Genomic DNA, 25627 nt, shown 5'->3' with positions numbered 1-25627 from the left:
CACCGACACGACAGGTCAGGAAACATGACAGACCCGAGCACAAACGCAGACAACGCAGACCAGCCGAACGACGCAGCCCAGCCCGGCCCCGCACTGCCTCCGGACATCGATGCCCTCAGCTATGAGGAAGCCCGGGAACAACTGGTGGCCGTCGTTTCAAAGCTTGAGGCCGGCGGGACCAGCCTCGAGGACTCCCTGGCCCTGTGGGAACGGGGCGAGGCGCTGGCCCGCCGCTGCGAGGAATGGCTGGAAGGCGCCAGGAAGAGGCTCGCCGCAGCCCGCAAGGACGGCTAGCGCGAGCGGAGCCTCAGCCGGACACCAGGCCCCGGCTCAGGACCTGTCCACGAGGCGCCGCTCGGCTTCAACATCGAACTCGGCCTTGGGCCATTCCAGGTCGAGCTCGCCGAGCCCCTCCAGCAGCAGCTGCTGCACGGCGATGCGCGCGTACCATTTCTTGCTCGCCGGCACCACGTACCAGGGCCCGTGCTCGGTGTTGGTAGCATCGAACGCGGCCTGGTACGCGGCCATGTAGTCGTCCCAGAAGGCGCGCTGCTTCAGGTCCTCGACGTTGTACTTCCAGTGCTTGGCGGGATTGTCCAGCCGGGCCAGCAGCCGCTTCTTCTGCTCGTCATTGCTGATGTGCAGCATGACCTTCACCACCTTGGTGCCCACGGCCGCCTGCCTGGCCTCGAACTCATTGATCGCCCCGTAGCGGCGCTCAAGCTCCTTGGGGTCGGCCCAGCGGTGTACCCGGTGGATCAGGACATCCTCGTAGTGGGACCTGTCGAACACCCCCAGCATGCCGGCGGCCGGGACTGCCCTTTCGATGCGCCACAGAAAGTCGTAGGCCTTTTCCTCGGGCGTGGGGGCCTTGAAGGACTTGAACTGGACGCCCTGCGGATCCATGGCGCCCAGCACGTGCTTCACGATTCCGCCCTTGCCGGCCGTGTCCATTCCCTGCAGGATCAGGAGGACGCGCTTCGTGCCGCCAAACCTGGACTCGGCGAACAGCTTCTCCTGGAGCTGCGCGAGCTTCACGTCCAGCTCCTCGAGGAGCAGCTCGCCGTCGGCCTTGTTCCCCGGATAGCCCACGGTGGCATCAGGGTCGACGTCGGCCAGCTGGAATCCCTTGCCAACCTTCAAGGTTTCGGAGGGGAGCTTCGTGAATTCCACAACGCCGGCCATCGGGTCCTCTTTCCACGGTTGTCTGTGGGTAAAGGCTAGTTCCCCTGATACCTGCTGAGGAAGTCTCCCATCCGGCCAATTGCCTCTTCGATGTCTTTGACGTTCGGCAGGGTCACCATCCGGAAATGGTCCGGCCGGACCCAGTTGAACGCCCGGCCGTGGGAAACCAGGATCTTCTGTTCCTTGAGCAGGTCCAGCACAAACTTTTCGTCGTCCCGGATGTTGTAGACCTCGGGATCCAGCTTGGGGAACAGGTACAGGGCTCCGCGCGCCTGCTGGGTGCTGACGCCGGGGATGGCGTTGAGCATGTCGTATGCCTTGTTCCGCTGTTCCAGCAGCCGGCCGCCGGGCAGGATGAGGTCGTTGATGCTCTGGTATCCGCCCAGGGCAGTCTGGATGGCGTGCTGGGCCGGGACATTGGCGCAAAGCCTCATGTTGGCCAGCAGGTTGATGCCTTCGAGGTAGTCGGCGGCTTCCTTTTTGGGCCCGGAGATGGCCATCCATCCCGCCCGGTAACCGCAGACGCGGTAGGCCTTGGACAGCCCGCTGAACGTCAGGCACAGCACGTCATCGCCGGTGAGGCCTGCCAGGTTCACGTGCACGGCGTCCTCGTAGAGGATCTTCTCGTAGATCTCATCGGCGAAGATCACCAGCCCGTGCTTTTCGGCCAGGGCCACGATCTTCCGCAGCGTGCTTTCCGGGTACACGGCGCCGGTGGGATTGTTGGGGTTGATGACCACGATCCCCTTGGTGCGGGGCGTGATCTTGGCCTCGAGGTCCTCCAGGTCAGGCTGCCAGCCGGACTCCTCATCACAGAGGTAGTGGACAGGGCGGCCGCCGGCCAGTGCCACGGAGGCGGTCCACAGCGGATAGTCCGGGGTGGGGATCAGGATCTCGTCGCCCTCTTCGAGCAGGGCCATCAGCGACATCGTGATGAGCTCGCTGACGCCGTTGCCCAGGTAGATGTCGTCCACATGGATGCTCTGGATGCCGCGGGTCTGGTAGTACTGCGAAACGGCGGTGCGGGCCGAGAAGATGCCGCGGGAATCGCTGTATCCCTGGGCGTGGGGCAGGTGGCGGATCATGTCCACCAGGATCGCGTCCGGGGCTTCAAAACCGAAAGGTGCGGGGTTGCCGATGTTCAGTTTGAGGATCCGGTGACCCTCTGCCTCCATCTGCTGGGCGGCCTGAAGAATCGGTCCACGGATGTCGTAAAGGACATTATGAAGCTTGGTGGACTGCTTGAATTCTGCCATTCATCAAATATGCCACAAGCGGGATGTACTTCCGGGGAGACGTGCCTCACACGCGCATCCCAAGTAACTCGCAGTTGTTGTCGTTGGGAACCCCCAAAACGACAACAACTGCGAACTAGTCGGGTTCTTGCTACTTGACGATGCCCTTGTCCTTGAGCCAGGCGGCGGCGGCGTCTTTGGCGTTCTGTTTCTGGCTTCCGCTCACCGCGCGGTTCAGGTTGATCAGGTCATCGGTGGTAAGGGTCTTGGAGACGTTGTTGAGCGCCTCCTTGGCCTTGTCCGTCACCTTGGCGTCGTTGTAGAGCGGGAGCACCTGCTGCGCTTTGAAGTTGCTCTTCGGGTCCTCCAGCACAACAAGGTCGTTGTCCGCGATGGACGGCGTGGTGGTGAAGATGTCTGCCACCTGGACCTCGTCGCTCAGGAGCGCCTGCAGCGTGAGGTTGCCGCCGCCGTCGCTGAAGGGTTTGAGCGCCTTGAGTTCGCAGTTGTAGTTCTTCTTCAGCCCCGGAAACCCGTAGGACCGGGTTTCGAACGTGGCGGGCGCGGCCATGGTCAGGTCCTTGCAGACCTTAGCCAGGTCCTCGATGGACTTCAGCTGGTACTTTTCGGCGGTGGCCTTGGTGACCACCATGGCGTCCTTGTCCTCGGCCTTGGACGGGTCAAGCACGGCGAGTCCCTTCGGCAGCTTGCCCGGCAGGGCCTTGTAGACATCCTCCGGCGTGACCTCGGCAGCCTGCGCGTCGACGTGGGACAGGAGGTTGCCCGAGTAGTCCGGAACAACGTCCACCGACCCGTCCTGGACAGCCTTGAAGTAAATCTCGCGGGAGCCGATGTTCGGCTTGGTGGTGGCGGTGACCCCGGCCGCGTTCAGGGCGCCTGCGTAGATCTCGGCGATGATCTGGCTTTCCGGGAAATCTGCGGAGCCGACGACGAGGGAACCGCCGGCGGTGCCACCGCCGGTTGCACTCGTGCTGGGGGAAGACAGCGGATTGCCGCCGCTGCAGGCGGACAGGGCAAGGGCGACGCCGACACCGGCGGCGAGGCCGCCCAGGCCACGGCGGGTAAGAGTCGTGCGGACGGGGTACTTCATGCGGTGCCTCCTTGAACAGCGGCCGCCGCGGGCGCGGCAGCCGAGAGATCGGTGGCGGCCTTGCGGCCGCCCTTGGAACGTGCGGAAAGCCCCGGTGAGACGACCAGCCGCTGCACGGCCGCCAGGACAAGGTCGACGACGATCGCCAGCGCGGCGATGAGCAGCGAGCCTGCGAGCATTCGCGGGAAATCCTGGAGCACCAGCCCGTCGAACAGGTAGCGCCCCAGGCCGCCGAGCGGAAGGTAGGCCACCACCGACACGGTGGCGATCACCTGCAGCACGGCGGTGCGGATCCCGCCGAACATCACCAGGAGCCCGTTGGGCACCTCCACGCCGAACAGGACCTGCAACTCCTTCATGCCCATGGCGCGGGCGGCATCCACCACGTTGGTGTCCACGCTGGAAATGCCGGCGTAGGTGCCGGCCAGCAGCGGCGGCACCGTGAGGATGACCAGGGCCCAGACCGGCGGCATCAGGCCGCTTCCGGCAACCAGCGCGAACAGCACCAGCAGCCCGAGCGTAGGCAGTGCGCGGAGGGCGCCGGCTACGGCCACGGCCACCACGCGGCCCCTGCCCGTGTGCCCAATGTAGAGGCCCACGGGGACCGCAATGGCAGCGGCGATGACCAGGACCAGGGCGCTGTACTGGAGGTGTTCGAGCAGGCGGACAAGGATCCCGCCCGGTCCGGACCAGTGGGCAGGATCGGCGATCCACGCGAAGGTGTCGGTGAAGATGTTCATGGGCCGGCCCCCGCGTGCACTTTGGCGTCGGCGATGAACTCAGCGCCGGACCTGGCGTGCGCATCGGTCCGCACGGCTCCGGCCCGGGTCCACGGCGTGAGGACCCGTTCCAGGATGACCAGCAGCGCGTCCATCACCAGGGCCAGCAGCAGGATGGCGACAATCCCCACCACCACTTCGGTGACGAAGTTCCGCTGCAGCCCGTCAGTGAACAGCATCCCCAGGTTTCCCACGCCCAGCAGGGCGGCGACGCTCACCAGCGAAATGTTGCTCACCGACACCACGCGCAGGCCGGCGAACATCACGGGCAGGGACAGCGGCAGGTCGATCTGCAGGAACCGCGCGGCCGGCTTGTACCCCATGGCCACGGCGGCCTGCCGGAGGTCATCGTCCACGGAGTCAAAGGCATCCATGGCCGCCCGCACCAGCAGTGCCACCGCATAGATGGTCAGCGCGACAATCACATTCAGCGGGTCAAGGATCCGGGTTCCCAGCAGCGGCGGCAGGATGATGAACAGCGCCAGTGAAGGGATGGTGTAGAGCAGGGAACTCACGGTGGCCACGAGCTGCCGGAGTGCGCTGTGCCGCCGCGACACCTGTGCCAGCGGAATGGAGATCAGCAGGCCCAGGATCATCGGGACCAGGGCCAGAACCAGGTGCTGGCCGGCCCTTTCGAAGACCGTGGGGCTGTTCGCCAGGAACCACTCCATCAGAATGCGCCCTGCCGGGCCCGGCGGGCGGACTCGATGACGGAAAGTACCTCCGCGGCCTTGACCGCGCCGGCAACCCTGCCGTCGCCGTCGACCGCCACGCCGAGACCCGACGGCGAGGACAGTGCGGCGTCCAGCGCGCGCCGGAGGGTGTCACCCGGCCGGAACAGGGACCCGCCGGGCACGAGCTGGGAGTCCAGGCCGGGGCCTTCCCAGCCCAGCGGGCGCTGCTGTTCATCCACCACGAGGCGCCAGCCGTCCACGTTGGCACTGGAGGCCCCGCCCAGGGTGACCGTTTCCACGGGATGGACCGCGACGCCGTCGGCCGTGGTAAAGGCGAGGTGCCGGAACCCGCGGTCCCGGCCCACAAAGGAAGCCACGAACTCGTTGGCCGGGGCCCGGAGGATCTCCTCCGGCGTGGCGTACTGCGCCAGCTTGCCGCCGACGGCGAAGACCGCCACCTTGTCCCCCAGCACGGTGGCCTCGTCGATGTCATGGGTGACAAAGACGATGGTCTTGGCAAGGTCGCGCTGCAGTCGCAAAAGCTCCTGCTGCAGTTCGTCGCGCACAACGGGATCCACCGCGCTGAATGGCTCGTCCATCAGCAGGACAGGCGGATCGGCCGCGAGCGCGCGGGCCACGCCGACGCGCTGCTGCTGGCCGCCTGAGAGCTGGGACGGGTACCGCTTGCCCAGCGACGGAGCCAGCCCCACGACGTCGAGCAGTTCTTCCGCACGCTTGCGGGCATCAGCTTTCGGCACGCCGTTCAGCCGGGGCACGGTGGCGATATTGTCCACCACGGAGCGGTGCGGCATGAGCCCGGACGACTGCATCACGTAGCCCATGGAGCGCCTGAGCTCGGCCGCCGGCACCGAGGTTACGTCCTGTCCGCCCACGGTGATGGTCCCGGAGGTGGGCTCGACCATCCGGTTGATCATGCGCAGGGAGGTGGTCTTGCCGCAGCCTGATGGTCCAACGAACACCGTGACGGAGCCCCGGTCAATGGACATGCTCAGCTCGTCCACCGCCGGTTGGCCACTCTGGTACTGCTTGGTGACGCTCTGGAACTCGATCATGGCTTCGGCCATACCCGGCTTACCTAACTGTTGGGCGGCAACATCGGACGGTAAAGCGAATTGATCATAAGCACGCTGTTTTTTGGCTGTAAAGCGAGTCTTGACACAGCGTAACCACTGCCCGATGCAAAACCTCCGCAGGCGCACATACCGTAATCATTCGGAGACAAACACTGTTGATTCGGCGCCGCCCCCTTCCCCGGATGGGTGGAGGAGTTTTTGTCCAGATAATGGCTCGAAAAGCGCCCGGAGCGGCCATTATCTGGACAAAAACTCCACCGTTCCAGAAGTGCCGGTCAGCTGCCCCGGTAGCGTTCGGCGGCCCGCTGGCTCCGGCCGGCCACCACCACCTTCTGGTGCCACTCCCGCTGGTACGCCCTTCGCGCGGCGGCGTCGTGGCGGCGCTCAAGGGCGGCAAGCTCACGCTGCAGCTTCAGGTAGCTGGCCCATCGCCTCTCCTCCAGGGACCCGTCGTCGAGCGCCGCCCGCACGGCGCACCCGGGTTCCCGGTCGTGGGCGCAGTCGGAGAAGCGGCACTGTTCGAAGAGCACCTGCAGGTCGCCGAACATCTCCTCCATGCCGTCCTCGGCGTCGAACAGTCCGAACCCGCGGACACCTGGGGTGTCCATCAGCACGGCGCCATTGGGCAGCGGCACCAGCTCCCGGGACGTGGTGGTGTGGCGCCCCCGGCCGTCGGCGGCCCGCACGCCACCTGTCGACTGGACGTGGTGCCCCGCCAGGGCATTGATCAGCGTGGACTTCCCGGCGCCGGAGGGCCCGAGCAGGGCGAGCGTCCACCCCGGCTGCACCCGGGAAAGCAGTTCATCGATACCGTCCCCCTGTTCTGCCGAGGTGGTCACCACGTCGACGCCGGCGGCCTGCAGGATGACCTTCCCGACGACGTCATCGGCGATGTCCGCCAAGTCCGCCTTCGTGATGATCACCAGCGGCGTGGCACCGGAATCCCAGACCGCCACCAGGGTCCGCTCGAGCCTGTAGTGGCTCAGCGGGCGGTCTACGGGAACCACCACGCCCACCATGTCGATGTTGGCGGCGAGGACCTGCGCCTGCGTGGACGGGTCGAAGGCGCGCTTGCGGCTCAGCTCGGACGTGCGCGGAAGGACCCCGACGACGGCAGGTTCCGCGGCCCGGTTGCGGCCGAGCCAGACCCAGTCGCCTGTGGCCGGAACGGCACCGGCCGGATAGGGCAGGTGCACGAGGCCGCCGTCCGTCGCGGCGACAATCCGGTTGCGGTCCACCCGGACCACACGCGCCGCGGCCTCGCCGCCGTCGGCAGGATGGGCTGTGAAGTGCCGGGCCGTCGCCGACGTAAAACCGTAGGCGAGGGGGCCTGGCATGTGGTCAGGTTTTATTGAGGGGATTTGGTTTTGAAGCTGGTTGGCACGCGTGCCGGAGGAATTTTTCACTGTTGAACCTCGGGTTGGCCCCGAAGCGCCGCCGGCTGGCAGGCACTGTGCTAAGAGCTGTGCCGGCTAGGAGTGGGCAGCGGTGGGGGCGGAAGTAATGAGGGTGTGTTCGGCAGGGCGCGGAGCGCGCACGGATTCTGCAATCATCAAGTCCACCTCCCCCTCACGAAGTTCATGCCATACCGGCCGCCGGGGAACAGAATGCCCGCGGACTCCCCCAGAATAGCCAGCGGTGCGCCGGCTGGCTAGGGAAACGGGAAATTCAGTCCAACTTGCCGTTGACCGGCCGCTCCCGGAACAGCCGCAGCGCGGCGTCCACCAGGGACACCCTGTTGAGCGAGCCGACGTCGTCCAGCGGGATCCATGCCGCGTGCGTGGTGGTGCCGTTCTCTTCGTGGGTGAGCTCCCCGCCCGTGACCCTCGCCTCGTACACCAGGCGGAGCGCCTGGAAGTCGCGCTCCGCCCCGTCCTGCCGCGCACCGGCCGGCCAGTGCCCGACGTCGATCCCCAGCATCCGGCCGATCTCGGCGTGGTAGCCCGTCTCCTCGAAGACCTCGCGGATGCAGCCGTCCACGGGGTGCTCGGCCAGGTCGAGGCCGCCGCCCGGCAGCGTCCAGCCTTCCTTGCCGTCCTGCTTCCAATACGCCAGAAGGATGGCGCTGTCGCGGATGATCACCGCGTAGGCGGCGGGCCGGGTGTCGAAGAGAACCGTCATGGCTCCAGCGTAGCCCCGCGCTGTCCGTGCGCAGGCGGCCGCCCTAAAGTGGGACAGTGACGAATCTGGAGCTTCTCCCGCAGGAGGAAACCTGCCCGCCCGCCAGCCCGGACAGTGGGACGGGCACCGGCCCGTGCCTGCAACTGTGGCCGGCACGTGAAGTGCCTCTCGGCGGGGTCCGTGCCATGTCGGTGCTCCGCACCCTGCCCCAGCGCGGCCTGCCGACGGTGGGCGCCTGGTGCTTCCTGGACAGCTTCGGCCCCGACCGGACGGCGATGTCCGTGCTGCCGCACCCGCACACCGGCCTGCAGACCGTCACGTGGCCGCTGGCCGGGAACATCAGGCACCGGGACAGCGTGGGCAGCGACGTCGTCGTCCGTCCGGGTGAGCTGAACATCATGACCGCGGGCTACGGCGTTTCGCATTCCGAGTTTGCCGTGATGCCGGCAACGGACGGCGGCGGCACTGACTCCAACGCGGACGACGGCGGCACTCACCTTCCGCTGCAGCGCGGGCTGCAGCTGTGGGTCGCGTTGCCGGACGACGAGCGGAACAGGCCGCCGGCCTTCGAACAGCACCGCGACCTGCCAACAGTTAACGGTCCAGGCTTCACCGCCACGGTGATGGTGGGAACCTTCGCCGGCGCGTCCTCGCCAGCCACCATGTACACCCCGATCGTCGGGGCGGACGTCCGCTGCGAGGGTGCCGCGGCGTTCCCGCTCGACCCCGCGTTCGAGCACGCCGTTTTGGTGCTCGACGGCGGCCTGACGGTGGACGGGCAAGAGGTCGGACCGGGCCCGCTGGGCTACCTGGGGGCCGGGCGCGAGGTCCTCGCCGTGGAAGCGCTGCCGGAGACCCGGTTCGTGCTGATCGGCGGCGAGCCGCTCCAGGAGGAGCTGCTGATGTGGTGGAACTTCGTGGGCAGGACCCACGAGGAGGTCGCCCAGGCCCGGGCGGACTGGGAAGCCCAGGCCGAACTGCCCGACGCCGCCGCGGAAGCTGCCCGCTTCGGGCGGGTCCGCGGCCACGGGCCGGATGCCGGCCGCGAGGCGGGCAGGATCCCGGCGCCGCCCCTGCCCGGCGTGAAGCTCAGGCCGCGGACCCGCTCCTAGGCCTGCCCGCGGACCAGCAGCGGGACACCGAAGACGGGGTCCTGCTGCAGGATCCGCACGTCGCTGACCCCTGCCGCGGCCAGGTGCTTCCGGAACGAGTCCTGGAGCCGCACCACATTCATGCCCAGGCCGCTGCCCAGAATGACCGGCCCGTCCAGCCGGAGCTGCCGGAGAACCTGGGCGGCCATGTCCGCCAGGTCCTTGCCTGCCTGGTCGACCAGGCCGCGGCTGACGCTGTGGCCGGCGTCGGCCGCCTCCACCACCAGGCGGGCCTGCTGCGCCCAGAAGCGGCGTCCGGTGTCCGGAGAGTGGAACAGCGCGATCAGCTTGTTGGGGTCATCGGTGTGGCAGGAGTCCAGCAGCGCCCGGGTCAGCTCGTCCGGCTCCTGTCCCTGGTTCATGCGCCGAAGGCTGTGCCGCACTGCCTCCCGGCCCAGCCAGTATCCGCTGCCCTCGTCGCCCAGGAGGTAGCCCCAGCCGCCGGCCCGCGCCTCTTCGCCGCGGCCGTTGGTGCCCCAGGCCGCCGAGCCGGTGCCCGCGATGACGGCGACGCCGGTGCTGGCGCCGCCGGCGGCGAGCAGGAGCCGGGAATCGTGAACCACGGTGATCCGGGCCCCGGGGGCGTTGGGCTCGATGAGGGCGGCCAGGGCGGCGGCGTCCTCCTCGGTGTCGATCCCGCCGGCGCCGGCGTAGACACGGGCCACGGGCCCGCGGCCGATTTTGGCGAACAGCTCCGCCAGATGCGCGGCAGCCTGCTCCCGGCTGACATTCTGGACGTTGGCGCTTCCCACGCTCTCGTCAGCCACCGGCTTCCCGCCTTCGAAGCGGACGCCCCTGGTCTTGGTGCCTCCGATGTCGAGGCCGATCACGACGTCGTCGGTGCCGGCCGGAGCAGAACCGGGCTGGTCAGTAGTGGACTCGAGTGGGGCCGCACCGGATAGGTTGTCAGAGTTAGTCACCAGAACAGATTACTGATTAGCCCCAAGGAGCCGGCCATGCCCTTCGCCGAGATTGATACCCGCATCATTGCAGCGCCCATGGCGGGCGGCACGTCGACGCCGGGCTTCGTCACGGCCGTCCACCGCGCCGGAAGCCTGGGCTTTCTCGCCGCCGGCTACAAGCGTGCGGACGCGGTCGGCGCCGAGATCCGCGCCTGCCGGGAGGCCGGCATCCGGTTCGGCGTCAACGTTTTCGTGCCCGATCCCGCGCAGCTGAACCCCTCGCCCGACGCCGTGGCCAGGCTGGAGGAGTACCGGAGCAGCCTCGGCCACGACGCAGCGCGCTACGGTGTGGGCGTGCCGCCGCTGGTGCTGGACGACGACGATGCCTGGCAGGCGAAGATCGACCTCCTGCTGCAGGATCCCGTTGAACTGGTCAGCTTCGCGTTCGGCCTGCCGGATTCCCACACCGTGCAGGCGCTCCGGAAGGCGGGGTCGGCCGTCCTGGCCACGGTCACCAGCCGCGCCGAGGCTGAGCTGGCAGCGGACCGCGGGGTCGATGCGCTCGTCGTCCAGCACAGCAGCGCCGGCGCCCACTCCGGCGCTTTCTTGCCTGCGGCGAAACAGGGCGGCATGCCCCCGTCGACCGCCGACCTGATCCGGGAGGTGACGGCCGCCGTCGATCTCCCGCTGATCGCCGCCGGAGCGGTGTCCGACGCCGCCGCCGTCCGGGCGGTGATTGCGGCGGGGGCGGTTGCCGCGCAGGTGGGAACGGCGCTGCTGCGGACGGACGAAAGCGGTGCGCGGCAGCTGCACAAGGACGCCCTGGGCGATGACCGCTTCACCGACACCGTGCCCACGCGGGCCTTCACCGGCCGCTATGCCCGGGCACTCGTCAATGACTTTGTCCGCGACCACGGGGACGCCCCCGAGGGCTACCCTGCCGTCCACCATCTGACCGCCCCCATCCGGGCGGCAGCGGCCGCCGCCGGTGATCCGGAACGGCTGAACCTCTGGGCAGGCATGGGCTGGCGCTCGGCCAGGACCGGACCGGTGGCCGACGCGGTGGGCGCGCTCCTGGACGATTAGGAGGCCTGCCTAGGCGCCCGACCGGGCCCGGACCAGCCCCGCCAGCAGCGCGGGCCCTTCCTCCAGCACCAGCTCCCGGAAGAGGCGGACGGCGTCCGGGTCACTGTCCCGTGTGCTGCGGCGCTCCCGCCAGGCCAGGCCGATCTCGCGGTACGCCAGTTCCGATTCCAGCGCCACTTCCACCCAGCCCAGGTCACCGGTGTCTGCCGTGACGTTGCGGTCAGGGCTGCTGCCGCTCTCCGGCGGAAGGATGCTGACGCCCAACCCGGCGGACACCAGGCCACGCGCGGTGTGTGAATCCTGGCTTTCGAAGGCTATCCGCGGTCTGAAGCCGGCCTCCCGGAACAGCGCATCCGTCAGCGAGCGCAGCCCGTAGCCGGATCCGAGCGCGACAAAAGGGTCTTTCCGGACCTCGGCCATGGCCACAGACTTCCGGCCGGCCAGCGGATGCCGGTGGTGCACCACGAGCCGCAGCGGTTCCCGGTACAGCGCGGCGGAGGCGATGGTCCTGCCGGCGGGTGCCACGGGTGCGGTCAGGGCGAGGTCCGCGTCGCCGGAGGAGAGTTCCGCCAGGCAGCTGTCGCGCGAGCCCTGGCTGAGGTCGAACTCCGTCTGCGGATGGCGGCTCCGGAACGCACTGATGAGCAGGGGCAGCGTCGCCTCACCGAACGTGTGCTGGAAGGTGACGCCGATCCTGCCACGCACCACCTCCGATTCGTGCCGGACAAGGTCCAGGCCGGCACGGAACTCAGCGAGCGCTGATTCCACATACGGGAGCAGCGTCGTCGCAGCAGGTGTGAGCCGCACTCCCCTGCCGTCCCGGACCAGCAGGTCGGTCCCCACCACGGCGCTGGCCCGCGCCAGCGCGCGGCTGACGGTCGACTGCGGAACACCCAGCAGCTCGGCGGTTTCGGTGATGTGCTGCGTCCGCCCCAGTTCCGCGAGCAGCGGCAGGATCGGCAGCAGCTGCACCAGTTGCCTGTGCTCGATATCCACGGCTTTCCTCCGTCAATCCATCCGTTTCAGCATGAATAACTGATGAATCATGCATTGGATACTAGATCAGCATAGATCTACGCTGAAAACATGCCAACGCCCCACAAACATGCCCCCGGAAGCCGGCCGAGCGCCGAGTGGAACGGGCACCGGAAGGGTTCCCGGGCCTACGGCAGGATCCTGGCCGGACTGGCGTTCGCCGGCGTGGCCACCTTCGCCCAGCTTTACTCCACCCAGGCCGTCCTGCCGGTCATGGCCGCCGAGCTCCGCGTCACTGCCGCGGAGGCGGCGCTGACCATTTCGCTGGCCACCGTGGGCCTCGCCGTCACCGTCATCCCGTGGTCCTTCCTCGCGGACCGGATCGGAAGGGTGAAGGCCATGACGTGGGGAATCTGCCTGGCCACGGCGCTGGGACTGCTGGTGCCGCTGGCCCCGTCGTTCCCCGTCCTGCTGGGCCTGCGGATGCTGGAGGGCATGGCGTTGGGCGGAATCCCAGCCATCGCCATCGCCTACCTCAATGAGGAGATCGACAGGGCACACGCCGCCGTGGCCGCCGGCAGCTACGTCGCCGGCACCACGCTGGGCGGGCTGGCCGGCAGGCTCGTGGCCGGGCCGGCGGGGGAACTGTGGGGATGGCGCGCCGCGGCCCTGTCAGTGTCCGTTCTCGCCACCGTGGCCGCCGTGCTCTTCCTGGTCCTTATCCCCAAGGCCCGCGGCTTCAGGCCGTCCCCCGGCATTGGCTTCCGCGGCGCGGCCAGGACCCTGTCCGGCCACGTGGCCAACCCCAGGCTGCTGGCTCTCTACGTGCAGGCCTTCCTGCTGATGGGCGGATTCGTGGCCGTCTACAACTACCTCGGCTTCCGGCTCTCCGGCGAGCCCTTCAGCCTTCCCGCCACGCTCATCAGCTTCATCTTCCTGGCCTACCTGTCGGGCACCGCGACGTCACGCTGGGCCGGAGCCCTGACGCAGCGCTTCGGACGGCGCACTGTCCTGCTGGCCGGCATTGCCGTGATGGCGGCCGGCCTGGCCCTCACCCTCACCCAGATACTGGCGCTGATCCTTGCAGGTCTCGTCGTCTTTACCGGCGGCTTCTTCGCGGCCCACAGCATCGGCGCGGGCTGGACCGGCGCCATCGCCGAGTCAGGGCGGGCCCAGGCGGCGTCACTGTACAACCTCGCGTACTACCTGGGTTCCAGCATTCTGGGCTGGGCCGGAGGACTGCTGTTCCAGTCCCTCGGCTGGCAGGCGCTGGCGGCCGCCGTCATCATCCTCGGATGCACGACGGCGGTGATCACCGCCGTCGTGCACCCTGCTGCCGCGCACCAGCGGAGCCGGCGCCAGCAGGGCGAGCCTGCAGCTTCCCTGAATAATTAGCCGCTGAACCGGGCTAAAGCCGGCAGATGTTCGGAAGTGCCGCTTCGCCGTGAATGTCTTGGCAGGTTAGCCGCCGCTAAGATGAACGGAGAACACTTCAGGAGGATCCGTGAGCAGCAACGCGAAGAATATTCGCCCGGCGGCGGGGCATGAGCCGCTGGACGCCATCGATGAGCGGCTGCTGGCAGCCCTGGTGGACGATGCGCGGATCTCCAACAAGCAGTTGGCCGAGCTGGTGGGCATCGCCCCCTCCACCGCGCTCATGCGCACCCGCGCACTCTCGGACCGGGGCATCATCCAGGGGTTCGAGGCGAAGCTGAGCCTTTCCGCGATCGGCCGGTCGGTACAGGCCCTGATCGCCGTCCGGCTCCGGGCCCATGACCGGGAGCAGATCGACCGGTTTACCTCCCGTGTCCCCAAGCTGCCGGCCGTGCTGTCGACGTTCCACACGTCGGGCTCTGTGGACTATCTGCTGCACATCGCTGTCGCCACCACCGAGGACCTTCGGGACTGGGTTCTGGACAACCTGGCCACCGATCCCGTGGTGGGCCACACCGAAACGACACTTGTGTTCGAACACATGCCCGGCAACCACGGGCCCCTGCCCGACCAGGACTGATCCCGAGTAGGGTGCTGCCTGGCGACTGGGCTGCCTAGCGGCGGGGAAGCAGCAGGCCCGAGTGGGCTGCGCCGAGGATGTCCCCGCGAAGCAGGTCCAGTTCGTCCCGGCGCCGCGCGGCATCCCTGTGCTGCCGGACAGCTTCCTCCGGAACAACCCGGCGCCGCTCCGCCCATTCCACCAGGCCGGCGCCGACGTGGACGGCCATGGCTTCCAGCAGGGAGGCACGGCGGTAGCCGGGGACGGACTGGTTGACCGATAGAGCGCTCATGGCTCTTTCCTTTCGGGACTCTTTGACGGATTTGTGTTGCGGGATTCCGCGTTCGCGGTGCTCTGGGTCTTGCGCTGCCCCCGGGCGCCGGCTGATGCAGGGACGCCGAGGATGGGGAAGGCGTTGAAGTGGATCTGGACCGGCCGGGCACCTTCGTGGTCGCCCCCGCTCCGGATTTCCTCCAGCAGCCGGTAGGAGTAGGCCTCCATGGCCCGCGTGTAGGCGCCCAGCTGCTCCTCGTTCATCCGCACGTTGGCGGTGCTCACAGTGGCGGCCTCCAGCCAGCCGCGGTCCAGCGTGTCCGCTCCGTGGGCCATGAAATCGGCAAGCACGGCCTGCCGGCGCTGCTCGAACTCGCGGTTGACCAGCCGGGACGCTTCCTGCGTGGCGGGAGAACTGGCAAGTTCCGGTGATGAAACCTCGATGGCGCCGCGCGGCCGTTCCCACCACCGCTCCCTCGCAGTGCCTTTGCCCTCCACTTCCCGGACGAAGTCATGCTTGGCCAGCTGGCGCAGGTGGTAGCTCGTGGAACCGCTGGACTCACCCAGCAGCTCACCCAGGCTGCACGCCGTCTGGGCGCCGTACCGGGACAGCATTTCCAGGATTTGGACGCGCAGCGGGTGCGCCAGCGCCTTAAGGGATGTGGGGTCCATTTTCCGGACGGGAAAGGGAAGTTCCTGCTCGGCGGCGGCTTCGGTGTTCGGCTTGGTTGCCATACCGCAAGGCTACTCTTGCAAAGATTTCTTTGCAACGATTATTTTGCAATCAAACCTTTGCAACGCTTTCTTTGCAGCTTTGGTGTTAACGCCGCAGGCTGCGGCGCCAGGTGATCACCGCCAGCAGCCCCGCCGCGGCAGCACAGGCTGTTACGAATCCGGCCACGGCCGCCTCAAGCCCGTAGGCCGCCGTCGCAAGCCCCAGTCCAATTACCGGGACGGCGCTCCCCAGGTAGGTGATCACGTAGACGGTGCTGATGATCTGGGCATGCCGGGACGCCTCCACCCTGCCCGCGACGTCGTTGAAGACGGTCCGGAAGGCCACCCCCTGGCCGGCGCCTGCGGCCACGCTCGCCGCAGCGAGCAGCCACGGGTTGCCGGCAGCGGCGGCGGCCGCGATGAGCGCCACGGCGCCACCCAGCACGGCCAGCCCGGCCGGGACGGCGAACCGGCTCCGGACACCGATCAGCTGGCTCAGGGCGGACGCCCCCAGCGTAAGTCCGGCGAGGACTCCGATCAGGGGCCGGGAGTCGGTGCCCAGGATCTTCGCGAAGTAAGCCGGTGCGAGGGACAGGCAGAAGCCAAAAACGGCGAAGCTCAGGAAACCGACGGCGGCCGCCAGCCAGAAGGCCCCGCGGGCCTCCCGGGACACAGTCGGCCGGCGCGGTGCCAGCGCCATCAGCGGGCGGGGACCTGCGGCGGGTTTGATGGCGGGGCGGGCGCGAAGCAGGTACAGCGGGACCAGCAGGGCGGCCAGGACGAGCGAATGAATGAGGTACGGCGTCGTGGTGGAACCGGGCAGGAGGGAGAGGATCCCGCCGATCGCCGGGCCTGCCGCCACTCCCCCGGCCGACGCCAGAAGGGTGAAGCGGCTCGCCCATTCCGGGCGCTCCGGCAGCAGTTCGCGCAGCGCCGCAGAGCTGGCGCCCGTGGCGAGGGCGACGGCAACGCCCTGCAGCGCGCGGCCGCCGCACAACCCCGCGAGGCTGTCCGCGTTGGCAAAGACGAGTCCGCCCGCAAGCCCCGTCAGCACGGCGAGCAGGAGTGCCGCTCGCCGCCCGATGTGGTCGGACCAGTGCCCCGCGAGCATGAGCGTGGCCACGAGCGCCAGGACGTAGGCGGCGAAGGCCACGGTGATGCCCAGGGAACCGATGCCCAGCCGCGCCTGCAGCAGCGGATACAGCGGGGTCGCCAGGTTCGCTCCCACCAGGAGCGTGAAAATGACGACGCCGGCCATGGCCAGCCGTGCGGTGGTGGACGCGTCCCAGCCCCAGCGGGTGGCCGCAGCCGGACGCATTCGAAGTTCGCTAAAGACGGTCATGCCCGTGCCCTGCCTGTGTGTCCGGGGAGCCGGCCCCTTGTGGGGGCAGTTCCCGCGGATGGAATCCTTGTATCTAAAGAATGCGGCAGGAGTGCGTACCAAGGGCGGCATTCTGTGGGAAAATTGAGCAAAACCATCAATCTTTGGCCGGATTCATGAACCGGAGTGACGATTTGAACACGTTGGACCCCACGGATCTGAAGATCCTGCTCGAGCTGATCCGCGACCCCCGCGTCCAGATCGGCGAACTCAGCGAAAAACTGGGCATCGCCCGGAACACTGCCCAGTCGCGCGTGCGCAGGATGCTGCGTTCGGGCATCCTGCACGACGGCGGCCGCGAGATCGACCTGGAGTCGGTGGGGTACGACGTCGTCGCCTTCGTGACGATTGAAGTCACCCACCGCGAGCTCGACGGCGTCATCGCCGCTTTGCGGCTGATCCCCCAGGTCCTCGAAGTGCACGAAATCTCCGGCAGGGGCGACGTCTGGTGCAGGGTGGTGGCGACGGACACGCACAACCTCCAGGGTGCGCTGCGTTCGATCCTGCGGATCAAGGGCGTAATCCGGACCGAAACCGTGCTGGCCCTCCACACGCACATCCCGTACCGGACCGAGCCCCTGATCAGCCGGCTGGTTCAGTCGTCGGCCGTTCAGCCGTCGGCCGGCCAGGCATCCGCCGGCCAAGGGCCGCTCCGGCCGGAATAGGATTCGAGGATGGATTGGCTCTCGTACTTCCTTGGGATCAACTGGCTTGCGGTGCTCCTTGCCTTCCTTGCCAGCATGGCCATCGGCTTCGTCTGGTATCTGCCCGCCGTGCTCGGCAGGCGCTGGATGGAGGCCGTAGGCAAGACTGAGGAGGATCTCAGGAGCTCCGAGGGCGGAGCCGGAATCTGGGGTCCGATGATGGCCGCGGCAGCCCTGACGGCCATCGTCCTCGCAATACTGATCAACAAACTCGAACTCCAAACCGCGCTGGCCGGCGGATGGTTCGCATTCGTCCTGGCACTGGTGTTCCGGGTGGGCGGCCACGTCATCCACAACGGTTTCGCCGGACGTCCTGCAGCCGTGACGCTCATCGATTCCGGGCACGATCTCCTTGCGGTGACGGCTGCCGGAGCCATCATCGGCGCGATGTCCTGACCCGCCATGTCCTGAGCCATGCAATGTCCTGACCCAACAGACGGAGAGACCTTCAGACCGTGACCATCATCGATAACGCCGTCTACGTCGACGGGATCCGCACTGCGGAGCCCGAGAACCTGGAACAGACGTTTGAAACGCTCGGCAGCCACGGCGGAATGGCCTGGATCGGGCTGTACCGTCCCTCAAAAGCCGAGATGGCCGCCGTCGCCGAGGAGTTTGGCCTGCACGAGCTGGCCGTCGAAGACGCTGTATCGGCCCACCAGAGACCCAAGCAGGAGCGCTACGGCGACAGCCTCTTTACTGTTCTCCGGCCGGCCCGCTACCGCGATGACACCGAAACCGTGGAATTCGGCGAGCTCCATATTTTCGTGGGCAAGAACTTCGTGGTGACCGTCCGGCACGCGGAGATGTCCGGCGTCGGAGAGGTACGGCGGCGCCTCGAGTCCAGGCCGGACCTTCTCCGCCACGGACCGCCGGCGGTGCTGTACGCGCTGCTTGACCAGGTGGTGGACGATTACGCCCCGGTGGTGGCCGGGCTGGAAAATGACATCGACGAAATCGAGGACCAGCTGTTCTCCGGGGACCCTGCGGTATCCCGCCGCATCTACGAGCTGGCCCGCGAAGTCATCCAGTTCCAGCGGGCCATCCATCCGCTGCCGGAAATGATGCAGCAGCTCAACCAGGGGTTCGACGACTTCGCCGCCGACGCCGAACTGCAGCACAATCTCCGCGACGTGGAGGACCATGTGAAGCGGGTGATCTCGCGGGCAGACTCCTTCCGCGACCTCCTGCAGAATGCACTGACACTGGACGGCACACTGACGGCCAACCGGCAGAACGAGGCGAGCGCCCAGCAGAACGAGCAGGTGAAGAAGATCTCCTCCTGGGCTGCCATCTTCTTCGCCCCGTCCTTTGTGGCCGGCGTGTACGGAATGAACTTTGACCACATGCCGGAGCTGCACTGGGCCTACGGCTATCCCATGGCGATACTCCTGATGGGCGCCACTGCCGCCCTGATGTATCTGATCTTCAAGCGGAAGGGCTGGCTCTAGTGGCCGGTTTTCGGCAGGGCCTGGTCATCACGCCCGGCACGGAGAGGCAACTGGGCTCCTACGGGCTGTTCAGGCCCTCCCCCTCCCAGCGGGATGTCCTGGCCCTGCCCACCGGGTCTTTGGCGGTCAAGGGCGCCGACCCGGACCTGCTGTGGGCCAGTTTTGCCGAGCTCTGCGGCGGGGACAGTTCAGCGGCGGACTATGTGCCCCTCGCCAGGACGTTCCCCGCCTGGGTGGTGGACGGCGTCCCTTCACCGTCCGCAGGGTCCGCCGCCGGCCCGGCTGCCTGGCAGCGGTTCCTGGCCCTCCTGGACGTCCTCCACGAACGGGACATCACTCTGTTCCTCATTGCGCCGGAACCGCTGGGCAGTCTTTTGGCTGGGCCGGGCAGCGTTCCTGGGGAACTGGCCGCCACCCTGTCGCGCATCGGAGAGCGGCTTTCCGTGCTTCGGCGGATCGAGTCGGACGAGCAGTTGGCGTATGAGCAGTCCGGCGGCTGCTAGCAACAGCCGTAACCCGGCCGTCCTGAAGCGGCAGCGTCTGCTTACAATCGATTGACATCAACTACTGAGGGAATCATGAAGAAACTCACCACCGCCCTGCTTGCCGCCGGGTTCGTCCTCTCCGCTTCCGCCTGCGCGTCGCCGCAGCTCACCACAGCGCAGACCTGCGACCGGATCCGGACGGTTGTCTCGAACCCCACGAATTCCGTGGGCAAGACCGGCATGACCCGCCTTGCCAACCAGATCCGCCCCATCGAGGCCGTGTCCTCGGACGACCTCCGCCCCGCGCTGCAGGCCATCCTGGAATATACGGACGAATCCGCCAAGGAAAGCCCGGACCAGGCGAAGCTCACCGACCTGAAGGCCGGCTACGAGCAGGCAGGCAGCACCTACAGCAGGTTCTGCGGCGGCCAGTAGTCCGCATCTTCACACGTCCGGCGGTCACGGGCAGGGCAACGCCCCTGCCCGCGGCCGCCGTTCGCGTCTATAAACAGGAGCGCCGTTCCCAAGGTTGAGGAAACCTTGGGAACGGCACATGCACCCCCTCAGACAGGGGGTAAAAACGAACCCCGGCTCTCAGGTAGCTCCGGCGTTTTCCAATGTGCAGGCCCCAGACTGTTCCTGTCCCTGAAGCAAAAGGTAGCCGCGAACCGTCGCTTCAGAACTGCCGGGTCCGGAACGCATTCCCCCCATGTAGCCCGGACCCGGCGGACAATACCGGCAACGCATGGGACAGCCGGGCCACCGAAAATGCTAGCCAACTCTTGATCCGAACCTGCGACGACGGTGTCAGGTTCTTGAGCTGTGTCCCGGAACATTGCACGAAGAAGCGCAGAACGGCGTGGACAACTGGATGAGGTGACTGCATGGCGGAGGACCCGGACGCGGGCCAGGACCTTCCGGTACTGGATGACGGTGCGCTGCAGGACCTCAGGGATGAAGCCGGAGAGGCCGTGGCGCAGCAGTTCATGGAGGAGTATCTCGTAATGCTTCCCGTGCGGGCGGCCAGGATCTTTAAGGGCCTCACCCGCGGCGATGCGGAGACCACCCTGGAGGCGATCATCAGCCTGCGGGTCAGCTCCGGAATGGCCGGCGCGCAGCGGCTGGAGTTCTACTGCGGCAGCCTTGAAAGCGCACTGAAGCACGGCCACAATCCGGACATGACCGCAGTCAAGGCGGTGCTGTTCGCCAACATCCGGCAGGTAGTCCGTGAAGCGTCCCGGCGCGGCCATCTGCCGCCCAAATCACACGGGCCGTCAAACCCGTGACCGGCCTTCAACAAAAGGGAACACCCCGGTCCAAGGACCGGGGTGTAACTGTGGAGTTAAGGGGATTTGAACCCCTGACCTCTTCGATGCGAACGAAGCGCTCTACCAACTGAGCTATAACCCCGTGGCGCCGTATCCCGGAGGAACTCCAGCGCCGGTTTCCCTAGGCTACAAATTTTCTTGCCGGTTTGCCAACCAGGCCCCACATGTCGTGTCGCCGTAACGTTGCCCGGACCCGGTTAGGCGCGGCGGCGCTGCAGGACATCATCAAGATTGCTCAGCGCGCTCTGTGCCTTGGTCAGCGGTTTGGCGGGCGCCGCATTCGGGGATGCTGCGGGGGGCGCGGCGGCCGGGCCCTGCTTGAGTGAAGGCTTGCCCACGGACTTCGGTGCATCGGGGAGGGCCAGCGGCTCAGGTGCCGGACGCTCGGCCTTGGCCGCTTCGACGTACGTCGGCTTGGGAACCTCCACCGGCTCCCAACTGGATTCAGCCGGGGCCGCCGGGCCCTGGACAGGGGCTGCGGCGCTTTCGTCGCCGGCAGCAACGGCAACTGCCAGCGCCGCCTCGCGAAGTTCGGTCGCCGTGAGGGGCTTGGGCTTCGGCGCTTCGGCCTCGGCATCGAAGAGCGCACTTTCCCGGAGTTTCACGGGCTCCGGAGCGTGCACCGCTTCGGCGGGGCTTTCGGACACAGCCTCCCGGCCGGCAGGCGAACCCATGGCGGCCCTAAACGCCGCGCTGACTTTCCTGCGCCGGTCACGAACGGCGAGACGCCGCAAAACCACGACGGCGGCAATACCGGTCAGGAACGCGACGGCCGGAACCCAGGGGTTGCCGAGCCCGAAGAGCCGCAGGACCCCGGCCACAATCGCCGTGACGAAGGACAGCAGTCCAACGAACGCGATGGCCGTCCGTCCGTAGCGGATCCGAAAGGCACCGGTCCCATTGCCGGCAGGCCTGCTGCCGGACGGAGCCGGGGTGGGGCCTGTTGCTGGTTCGCTGCTCTTCCTGGTGTCCATGCGTTTCTCCTGCTGGGCGGCCATATACACAACCGTCCCGGCTTGCGGGTTTGCAGTTTCGGCGTCGACGCCCTCCAGCGTCAGGTCACCGGCAGCCTGGAACTGATGCCGGCCGTTGCGGAGCACGTATGGGGCTACCCAAACAATCCAGAGCGCAACAGCAGCCACAAGGATGACTGAGCTGCTAAGGGGGAAGTCCACACACAAAACCGTATGAGGAATGTTCGGGCTCTTGTGGCATTCGTCTCGGTGTGTCGCGACCGAGGTTCAAATCAGTGGACTTATGCGAAGAACCCTGCCCTGACCAGCGGCTCTGTTGCTGAGCGGTTAGACGGGCCTGACCCTCAGCCAGCGGCTGAGGAGGCCTTCGGGAATCTCCTCCGCCGTCAGCGCGAAGGAGCGGTGGTCCGCCCATTCCCCGTTGATGTGCAGGAAGCGCGGCCGGTAACCCTCGTCCCTGAAGCCAAGCTTTTCCACGACGCGCAGGCTTGGACCGTTTTCGGGACGGATGTTGATTTCCATCCGGTGCAGGCCAAGGGTCCGGAAACAGTGGTCGGTCGCCATGGCAACCGCTGTGGGGGCAATCCCGCGGCCCGCCCGGGCCTGGTCAACCCAGTACCCGAGCGTGGCCATCATGGCGGATCCCCACACGATGGAGGAGACGGTCAGCTGCCCCACGATGACGGGGTCACGGTATCCAGGCGTCCACTCCGCGATCACGAAGGGCAGCGCCGTGGCCTGGGCCGCCTGGGTGTTCAGGGACCTGACCATCTGCCGGTAATCGGGCAGCGCCCCGCCCGGGATCGGGTTGGAGGCTTCCCAGGGCGCCAGCCAGTCGCTGTTGCGCGAACGGACCTCGGTCCATTCCTTCCGGTCCCGGTACCTGATGGGCCGCAGGACAATGTCCCCGCACTCCAGCGTGACCGGCCAGATGTGGCTGACCCTCATGGAGGGTTATTCGGACAAGCGGGCGGCAACCTGCGGAAGCCACTCACGCAGCCCGGGTCCGAGGTCGTCGCTGTCGATGGCGAGCTCCACGCAGGCCTTGAGGTAGCTGAGCTTGTCACCGGTGTCGTAACGGCGGCCGCGGAAGACCACGCCGTACACGCCGCCGCCTTCGCCGTCCCTGCTGGCCAGCTCCTGCAGGGCGTCCGTCAGCTGGATTTCGCCGCCCCGGCCGGGCTCGGTCTTTTCCAGCACATCAAAAACATCGGGGTGGAGAACGTACCGGCCGATGACGGCCAGGTTCGAGGGTGCCTCGTCGACGTCCGGCTTCTCCACCAGCTTGTTGATCTTGACGAAGCCTTCACCAGCAATCTCGGAGATGTCCGCGCAGCCGTAGGCGCTGATCTGGGACGGCTCCACCTCGATGAGGGCCACCACGGAACCGCCGGTCTTGGCCTGAACGTCGATCATGGTGCTGAGGAGTTCGTCGCGGGCGTCGATGAGGTCGTCACCGAGAAGGACAGCGAACGGTTCGTAGCCCACGTGCTGGCGGGCACGCAGCACCGCGTGGCCAAGGCCCTTGGGGTCGCCCTGGCGGACATAGTGGATGTCGCCGAGGTTGCTTGCGGCCTGGATCGATTCCAGCTTGGCGGTATCGCCCTTGGCCTCCAGCGTCGCTTCCAGGGCCGGGACGCGGTCGAAGTGGTCCTCCAGCGCGCGCTTGTTGCGTCCGGTGATCATCAGGACGTCGCTCAGGCCGACTTTGACGGCCTCCTCGACGACGTACTGGATGGCCGGCTTGTCGACCACCGGCAGCATCTCCTTGGGCATGGCCTTGGTGGCCGGCAGGAACCTGGTGCCGAGCCCCGCAGCGGGGATGACGGCCTTGCGGACTGAACAATTAGTGGAAGTCACTGCTCTAATCTATCCGAGGGAACATTCATACGGTAAATGCTTCCGGCAGCGGCCCGCCCGCCTGCCGCAGCCACAAAGGAAGGCACCCATGCCAACAGGCACAACGCAGTCGAAGGACGGGATCCGTTCGCGGCACCGGCAAATCCGGGCCACACTGACAGCAACGGACCTCTCAAACGCCGGGGAAGGCATCGCCTCCCATGGCCTGCCGTGGGCCGAAGCCATCGCTGCGGGCAAGCCGGCCACGTTCACCGCTTACCTCGGCGTCGATTTCGAACCGCCGACCCTTCCCCTGCTGCACGCGCTGCATGAGGCCGGCCACAGCATCCTGCTCCCGGTCTGCGAACCGGACCGGGAACTCAGCTGGGTCTTCTGGACCCCGGACAGCGAATTCATCCGCAGCAGGTACGCGCCCATCCAGGAACCGGCCGGTGAGCGGCACGGCCTGGACACTGTGCGGACGGCGGCCGGGATGTTCATGCCGGCGACGGCGGTGGACCGCAGCGGAAACAGAATCGGGCAGGGCGGCGGCTACTACGACAAGTTCCTGGCTGCGGCCAACGCCGGCGGCCTGCACCTGCCGAAGGCAGCCATCATTTACGACTCCGAACTCCTGCCGGCTGAGACTATTCCGGCCGAGGACTTCGATCGCCCGGTCGAAGCAGTGCTCATGCCCTCCGGGCTGGTAGCCTTCGCGTGACCTCACCGGGGCGGGGGTGCTAGAATTGGCACTCAGGCCCTGCGACTGCTAATGGAGTCATTTCCGCCGCGGTGATCCGACAAGGAGAAACCGGGAAGTGAAGCCAGGCAGCACGGGACCTGTCGTTTGTCCAAGAGGAGGATCTACAGTGCCCACGTATGCCTATGCCTGCAAGGATTGCAGCCAAGCCTTCGACATCGTGCAGTCTTTCACCGACAGCACTCTGACGTCCTGCCCCGAGTGCCAAGGCACGCTGCGCAAGAAGTTCAACAGCGTCGGCGTTGTCTTCAAGGGCTCCGGCTTCTACCGGACTGATTCGCGCGATTCCAAGGGAAGCACCGTCACGCCCTCCCCCGCCGCGTCAGCGCCGGCGGCCCCGGCTGCTTCCTCGCCCTCTGCTTCATCCGCTGCCCCGGCAGCTGCAGCCGCGAGCTAGGCCTCGTTCCCGCGGCGCGTCCGCCGTTAACTGCAGCCGCCTTCAAACTTTAATAGCCCGGCCGGGGTTTCCCTGGCCGGGCTCTTTTGTTTTCCACATAAGGGCGCCCGGACCTGTCGCGGGCTTGCGGATGGCCCGTAGCGTGGCGGCATGCCAGCTACCGGAATCTTCCCCGCAAGGGCGTCCCGCCCAGCCGTTCGTCCGGGGCGCCGCAACGCCCTGCCCGGTTCGGCGGCCCGCCAGCGCCCGCGCGGACGGCGGCTTGCCGGCTGGCTGAACCGTAACCGGCGCCTTGCTGTGGCGCTCCTGCTGTGCGCAGCCGCGGGGATCGCCGTCCACCAGCTGACTCCCGCCCCTGCCCAGACCGTGAGCGTCCTGGCCGCTGCCCGTGACCTTCCGGCCGGCGCCAACCTGGCCGGCAGCGACCTCCTCGCCGTCAGCGTGCCGCCGGCCATGGTGCCGGACGGAGCCTTCGCTGACACCTCCGGGATCAACGGCAAGCAGCTGGCCGCGCCGCTGCGCAAAGGCCAGCTCCTCACCGATGCGCAGCTGGTGGGGCCGGGCCTGCTGACGGGAGCACCACCCGGGTCGGCTGCCGTTCCGCTGCGGATGGCGGACCCTTCCTCCATCCAGCTGGTCGCCCCGGGACAGCTCGTCAACGTGGTTCTGACCAGCGGCAACGGCTATGAGCAGGCATCCGCCTCAAAGGTGCTCGCCCGGTCAGTGCCCGTGCTCTGGACTTCGGGCCAGGAGAGCCAGACCGGCCAGTGGCTTGCCGCCGGCGATTCGGACGGGCTGCTGGTAGTGGCAGCCACGCCGGACCAGGCCGGTGCCCTGGCGGGCGCGTCAACCCAGGGAAAGCTGTTCTTTGTGCTCGTAGGTCCCCATGCACGCTGACCCGGCTCAGAGCCTGCCAGTCCGGCCCGAATTCCATGAAACGGCCCGCACTCTGTCCGGCCCGGAAACTATCAAACGGCCCGAATTCCATCAAACACAGTTCAAGCAGCCCCGGTTC

General features: G+C 67.3%; 30 protein-coding genes and 1 tRNA gene. 14 read left to right on the top strand and 17 right to left on the bottom strand.

The features are described from left to right. Positions 1–24 precede the first annotated feature (24 nt). Positions 25–294, top strand: coding sequence for an exodeoxyribonuclease VII small subunit (locus ACFRAH_RS18280; protein WP_377992321.1), 270 nt, complete (start codon positions 25–27; stop codon positions 292–294). Positions 295–330: 36 nt separating this feature from the next. Here the strand turns inward: ACFRAH_RS18280 and ACFRAH_RS18275 are convergent, their stop codons facing one another. From ACFRAH_RS18275 to ACFRAH_RS18240, 8 genes are all read right to left on the bottom strand, one after another. Next, positions 331–1185, bottom strand: a complete 855-nt coding sequence (locus ACFRAH_RS18275; RefSeq protein WP_377992320.1) for a PPK2 family polyphosphate kinase — start codon at positions 1183–1185, stop codon at positions 331–333. Between the two features lie 35 nt (positions 1186–1220). After that, complete coding sequence (locus tag ACFRAH_RS18270) at positions 1221–2441, bottom strand: pyridoxal phosphate-dependent aminotransferase (RefSeq protein WP_377992319.1); 1221 nt, start codon at positions 2439–2441, stop codon at positions 1221–1223. A 130-nt stretch (positions 2442–2571) separates the two neighbouring features. Next, entirely contained in the window at positions 2572–3531 is a 960-nt protein-coding gene (locus ACFRAH_RS18265) for an ABC transporter substrate-binding protein (RefSeq protein ID WP_377992318.1), read from the bottom strand. Next, the gene (locus ACFRAH_RS18260) at positions 3528–4271 is read right to left on the bottom strand and encodes an ABC transporter permease (protein ID WP_377992317.1); all 744 of its coding nucleotides are present in this window, start codon (positions 4269–4271) and stop codon (positions 3528–3530) included. Before ACFRAH_RS18260 ends, ACFRAH_RS18265 begins: the two co-directional genes overlap by 4 nt. Further along, positions 4268–4981, bottom strand: coding sequence for an ABC transporter permease (locus ACFRAH_RS18255; protein WP_377992316.1), 714 nt, complete (start codon positions 4979–4981; stop codon positions 4268–4270). The genes ACFRAH_RS18260 and ACFRAH_RS18255 overlap by 4 nt, the downstream gene beginning before the upstream one ends. Next, a complete protein-coding gene (locus tag ACFRAH_RS18250) occupies positions 4981–6069 on the bottom strand; it encodes an ABC transporter ATP-binding protein (protein ID WP_377992315.1) in 1089 nt (362 codons plus the stop codon). Before ACFRAH_RS18250 ends, ACFRAH_RS18255 begins: the two co-directional genes overlap by 1 nt. 284 nt (positions 6070–6353) lie before the next feature. Next, positions 6354–7415 (bottom strand): ribosome small subunit-dependent GTPase A, encoded by a 1062-nt coding sequence (gene rsgA, locus ACFRAH_RS18245; protein WP_377992314.1) that lies wholly within the window; start codon positions 7413–7415, stop codon positions 6354–6356. Positions 7416–7746: 331 nt separating this feature from the next. Then, positions 7747–8199, bottom strand: a complete 453-nt coding sequence (locus ACFRAH_RS18240) for an NUDIX hydrolase (protein WP_377992313.1) — start codon at positions 8197–8199, stop codon at positions 7747–7749. Positions 8200–8255: 56 nt separating this feature from the next. On the opposite strand from ACFRAH_RS18240, the gene ACFRAH_RS18235 reads away from it, so the two are divergent. Then, positions 8256–9311 carry a pirin family protein gene (locus tag ACFRAH_RS18235; RefSeq protein ID WP_377992312.1) on the top strand — a complete coding sequence of 352 codons (1056 nt, stop codon included), beginning with the start codon at positions 8256–8258 and terminating at the stop codon, positions 9309–9311. Here ACFRAH_RS18235 and ACFRAH_RS18230 read toward each other — a convergent pair. After that, a complete protein-coding gene (locus tag ACFRAH_RS18230; protein ID WP_377992311.1) occupies positions 9308–10270 on the bottom strand; it encodes an N-acetylglucosamine kinase in 963 nt (320 codons plus the stop codon). The two genes, ACFRAH_RS18235 and ACFRAH_RS18230, sit on opposite strands and share 4 nt — an antisense overlap. A 36-nt stretch (positions 10271–10306) precedes the next feature. On the opposite strand from ACFRAH_RS18230, the gene ACFRAH_RS18225 reads away from it, so the two are divergent. Then, complete coding sequence (locus tag ACFRAH_RS18225; protein ID WP_377992310.1) at positions 10307–11338, top strand: nitronate monooxygenase; 1032 nt, start codon at positions 10307–10309, stop codon at positions 11336–11338. A 9-nt stretch (positions 11339–11347) separates the two neighbouring features. On the opposite strand, the gene ACFRAH_RS18220 is transcribed toward ACFRAH_RS18225, so the two are convergent. Further along, complete coding sequence (locus ACFRAH_RS18220) at positions 11348–12334, bottom strand: LysR family transcriptional regulator (RefSeq protein ID WP_377992309.1); 987 nt, start codon at positions 12332–12334, stop codon at positions 11348–11350. Positions 12335–12424: 90 nt separating this feature from the next. Between ACFRAH_RS18220 and ACFRAH_RS18215 the strand changes: the two genes are divergently transcribed. Beyond that, the gene (locus ACFRAH_RS18215) at positions 12425–13708 is read left to right on the top strand and encodes an MFS transporter (protein ID WP_377992308.1); all 1284 of its coding nucleotides are present in this window, start codon (positions 12425–12427) and stop codon (positions 13706–13708) included. Between the two features lie 109 nt (positions 13709–13817). Continuing rightward, positions 13818–14327 (top strand): Lrp/AsnC family transcriptional regulator, encoded by a 510-nt coding sequence (locus tag ACFRAH_RS18210; protein ID WP_076801434.1) that lies wholly within the window; start codon positions 13818–13820, stop codon positions 14325–14327. A 34-nt stretch (positions 14328–14361) separates the two neighbouring features. On the opposite strand, the gene ACFRAH_RS18205 is transcribed toward ACFRAH_RS18210, so the two are convergent. The 3 genes from ACFRAH_RS18205 to ACFRAH_RS18195 all read right to left on the bottom strand — a co-directional run bounded on the left by ACFRAH_RS18205 (position 14362) and on the right by ACFRAH_RS18195 (position 16635). Next, positions 14362–14598 (bottom strand): 2-nitropropane dioxygenase, encoded by a 237-nt coding sequence (locus tag ACFRAH_RS18205; protein ID WP_377992307.1) that lies wholly within the window; start codon positions 14596–14598, stop codon positions 14362–14364. After that, entirely contained in the window at positions 14595–15314 is a 720-nt protein-coding gene (locus ACFRAH_RS18200; RefSeq protein WP_377992306.1) for an ArsR/SmtB family transcription factor, read from the bottom strand. Before ACFRAH_RS18200 ends, ACFRAH_RS18205 begins: the two co-directional genes overlap by 4 nt. Before the next feature lie 85 nt (positions 15315–15399). Continuing rightward, positions 15400–16635, bottom strand: a complete 1236-nt coding sequence (locus ACFRAH_RS18195; RefSeq protein WP_377992305.1) for an MFS transporter — start codon at positions 16633–16635, stop codon at positions 15400–15402. 155 nt (positions 16636–16790) lie between these two features. Between ACFRAH_RS18195 and ACFRAH_RS18190 the strand changes: the two genes are divergently transcribed. The 6 genes from ACFRAH_RS18190 (at position 16791) to ACFRAH_RS18165 (ending at position 20600) form a co-directional block, all read left to right on the top strand. Further along, positions 16791–17339, top strand: a complete 549-nt coding sequence (locus ACFRAH_RS18190) for an Lrp/AsnC family transcriptional regulator (RefSeq protein ID WP_377992304.1) — start codon at positions 16791–16793, stop codon at positions 17337–17339. Positions 17340–17348: 9 nt separating this feature from the next. Further along, positions 17349–17774 carry a DUF1761 domain-containing protein gene (locus ACFRAH_RS18185; protein ID WP_377992303.1) on the top strand — a complete coding sequence of 142 codons (426 nt, stop codon included), beginning with the start codon at positions 17349–17351 and terminating at the stop codon, positions 17772–17774. Between the two features lie 59 nt (positions 17775–17833). Then, the gene (corA, locus tag ACFRAH_RS18180; RefSeq protein ID WP_377992302.1) at positions 17834–18829 is read left to right on the top strand and encodes a magnesium/cobalt transporter CorA; all 996 of its coding nucleotides are present in this window, start codon (positions 17834–17836) and stop codon (positions 18827–18829) included. After that, positions 18829–19332, top strand: a complete 504-nt coding sequence (gene zapE / locus ACFRAH_RS18175; RefSeq protein WP_377992301.1) for an AFG1/ZapE family ATPase — start codon at positions 18829–18831, stop codon at positions 19330–19332. The genes corA and zapE overlap by 1 nt, the downstream gene beginning before the upstream one ends. A gap of 75 nt (positions 19333–19407) precedes the next feature. Continuing rightward, entirely contained in the window at positions 19408–19749 is a 342-nt protein-coding gene (locus ACFRAH_RS18170; RefSeq protein WP_377992300.1) for a hypothetical protein, read from the top strand. Positions 19750–20198: 449 nt separating this feature from the next. Further along, the gene (locus ACFRAH_RS18165) at positions 20199–20600 is read left to right on the top strand and encodes a hypothetical protein (protein WP_377992299.1); all 402 of its coding nucleotides are present in this window, start codon (positions 20199–20201) and stop codon (positions 20598–20600) included. Between the two features lie 51 nt (positions 20601–20651). Here the strand turns inward: ACFRAH_RS18165 and ACFRAH_RS18160 are convergent. The 4 genes from ACFRAH_RS18160 to galU all read right to left on the bottom strand — a co-directional run bounded on the left by ACFRAH_RS18160 (position 20652) and on the right by galU (position 23476). After that, positions 20652–20724: transfer RNA gene (locus tag ACFRAH_RS18160), tRNA-Ala, on the bottom strand. A gap of 115 nt (positions 20725–20839) precedes the next feature. Next, on the bottom strand, positions 20840–21817 hold the full coding sequence (locus ACFRAH_RS18155; protein WP_377992298.1) for a hypothetical protein: 978 nt from the start codon (positions 21815–21817) through the stop codon (positions 20840–20842). A gap of 126 nt (positions 21818–21943) precedes the next feature. After that, a complete protein-coding gene (locus ACFRAH_RS18150) occupies positions 21944–22564 on the bottom strand; it encodes a GNAT family N-acetyltransferase (RefSeq protein WP_377992297.1) in 621 nt (206 codons plus the stop codon). 6 nt (positions 22565–22570) lie between these two features. After that, entirely contained in the window at positions 22571–23476 is a 906-nt protein-coding gene (gene galU, locus ACFRAH_RS18145; protein ID WP_377992296.1) for a UTP--glucose-1-phosphate uridylyltransferase GalU, read from the bottom strand. 88 nt (positions 23477–23564) lie between these two features. On the opposite strand from galU, the gene ACFRAH_RS18140 reads away from it, so the two are divergent. The 3 genes from ACFRAH_RS18140 (at position 23565) to cpaB (ending at position 25509) form a co-directional block, all read left to right on the top strand. Next, positions 23565–24176, top strand: a complete 612-nt coding sequence (locus ACFRAH_RS18140) for a 5-formyltetrahydrofolate cyclo-ligase (protein WP_377992295.1) — start codon at positions 23565–23567, stop codon at positions 24174–24176. 148 nt (positions 24177–24324) lie between these two features. Next, the gene (locus ACFRAH_RS18135) at positions 24325–24612 is read left to right on the top strand and encodes an FmdB family zinc ribbon protein (protein ID WP_377992294.1); all 288 of its coding nucleotides are present in this window, start codon (positions 24325–24327) and stop codon (positions 24610–24612) included. A gap of 150 nt (positions 24613–24762) precedes the next feature. Next, the gene (gene cpaB, locus ACFRAH_RS18130; protein ID WP_377992293.1) at positions 24763–25509 is read left to right on the top strand and encodes a Flp pilus assembly protein CpaB; all 747 of its coding nucleotides are present in this window, start codon (positions 24763–24765) and stop codon (positions 25507–25509) included. Positions 25510–25627 lie beyond the last annotated feature (118 nt).

The organism is Arthrobacter sp. NPDC056727 (genome assembly GCF_042790555.1).
Classification (GTDB): domain Bacteria; phylum Actinomycetota; class Actinomycetes; order Actinomycetales; family Micrococcaceae; genus Arthrobacter.
This window is presented reverse-complemented; position numbering and strand designations above follow the sequence as displayed.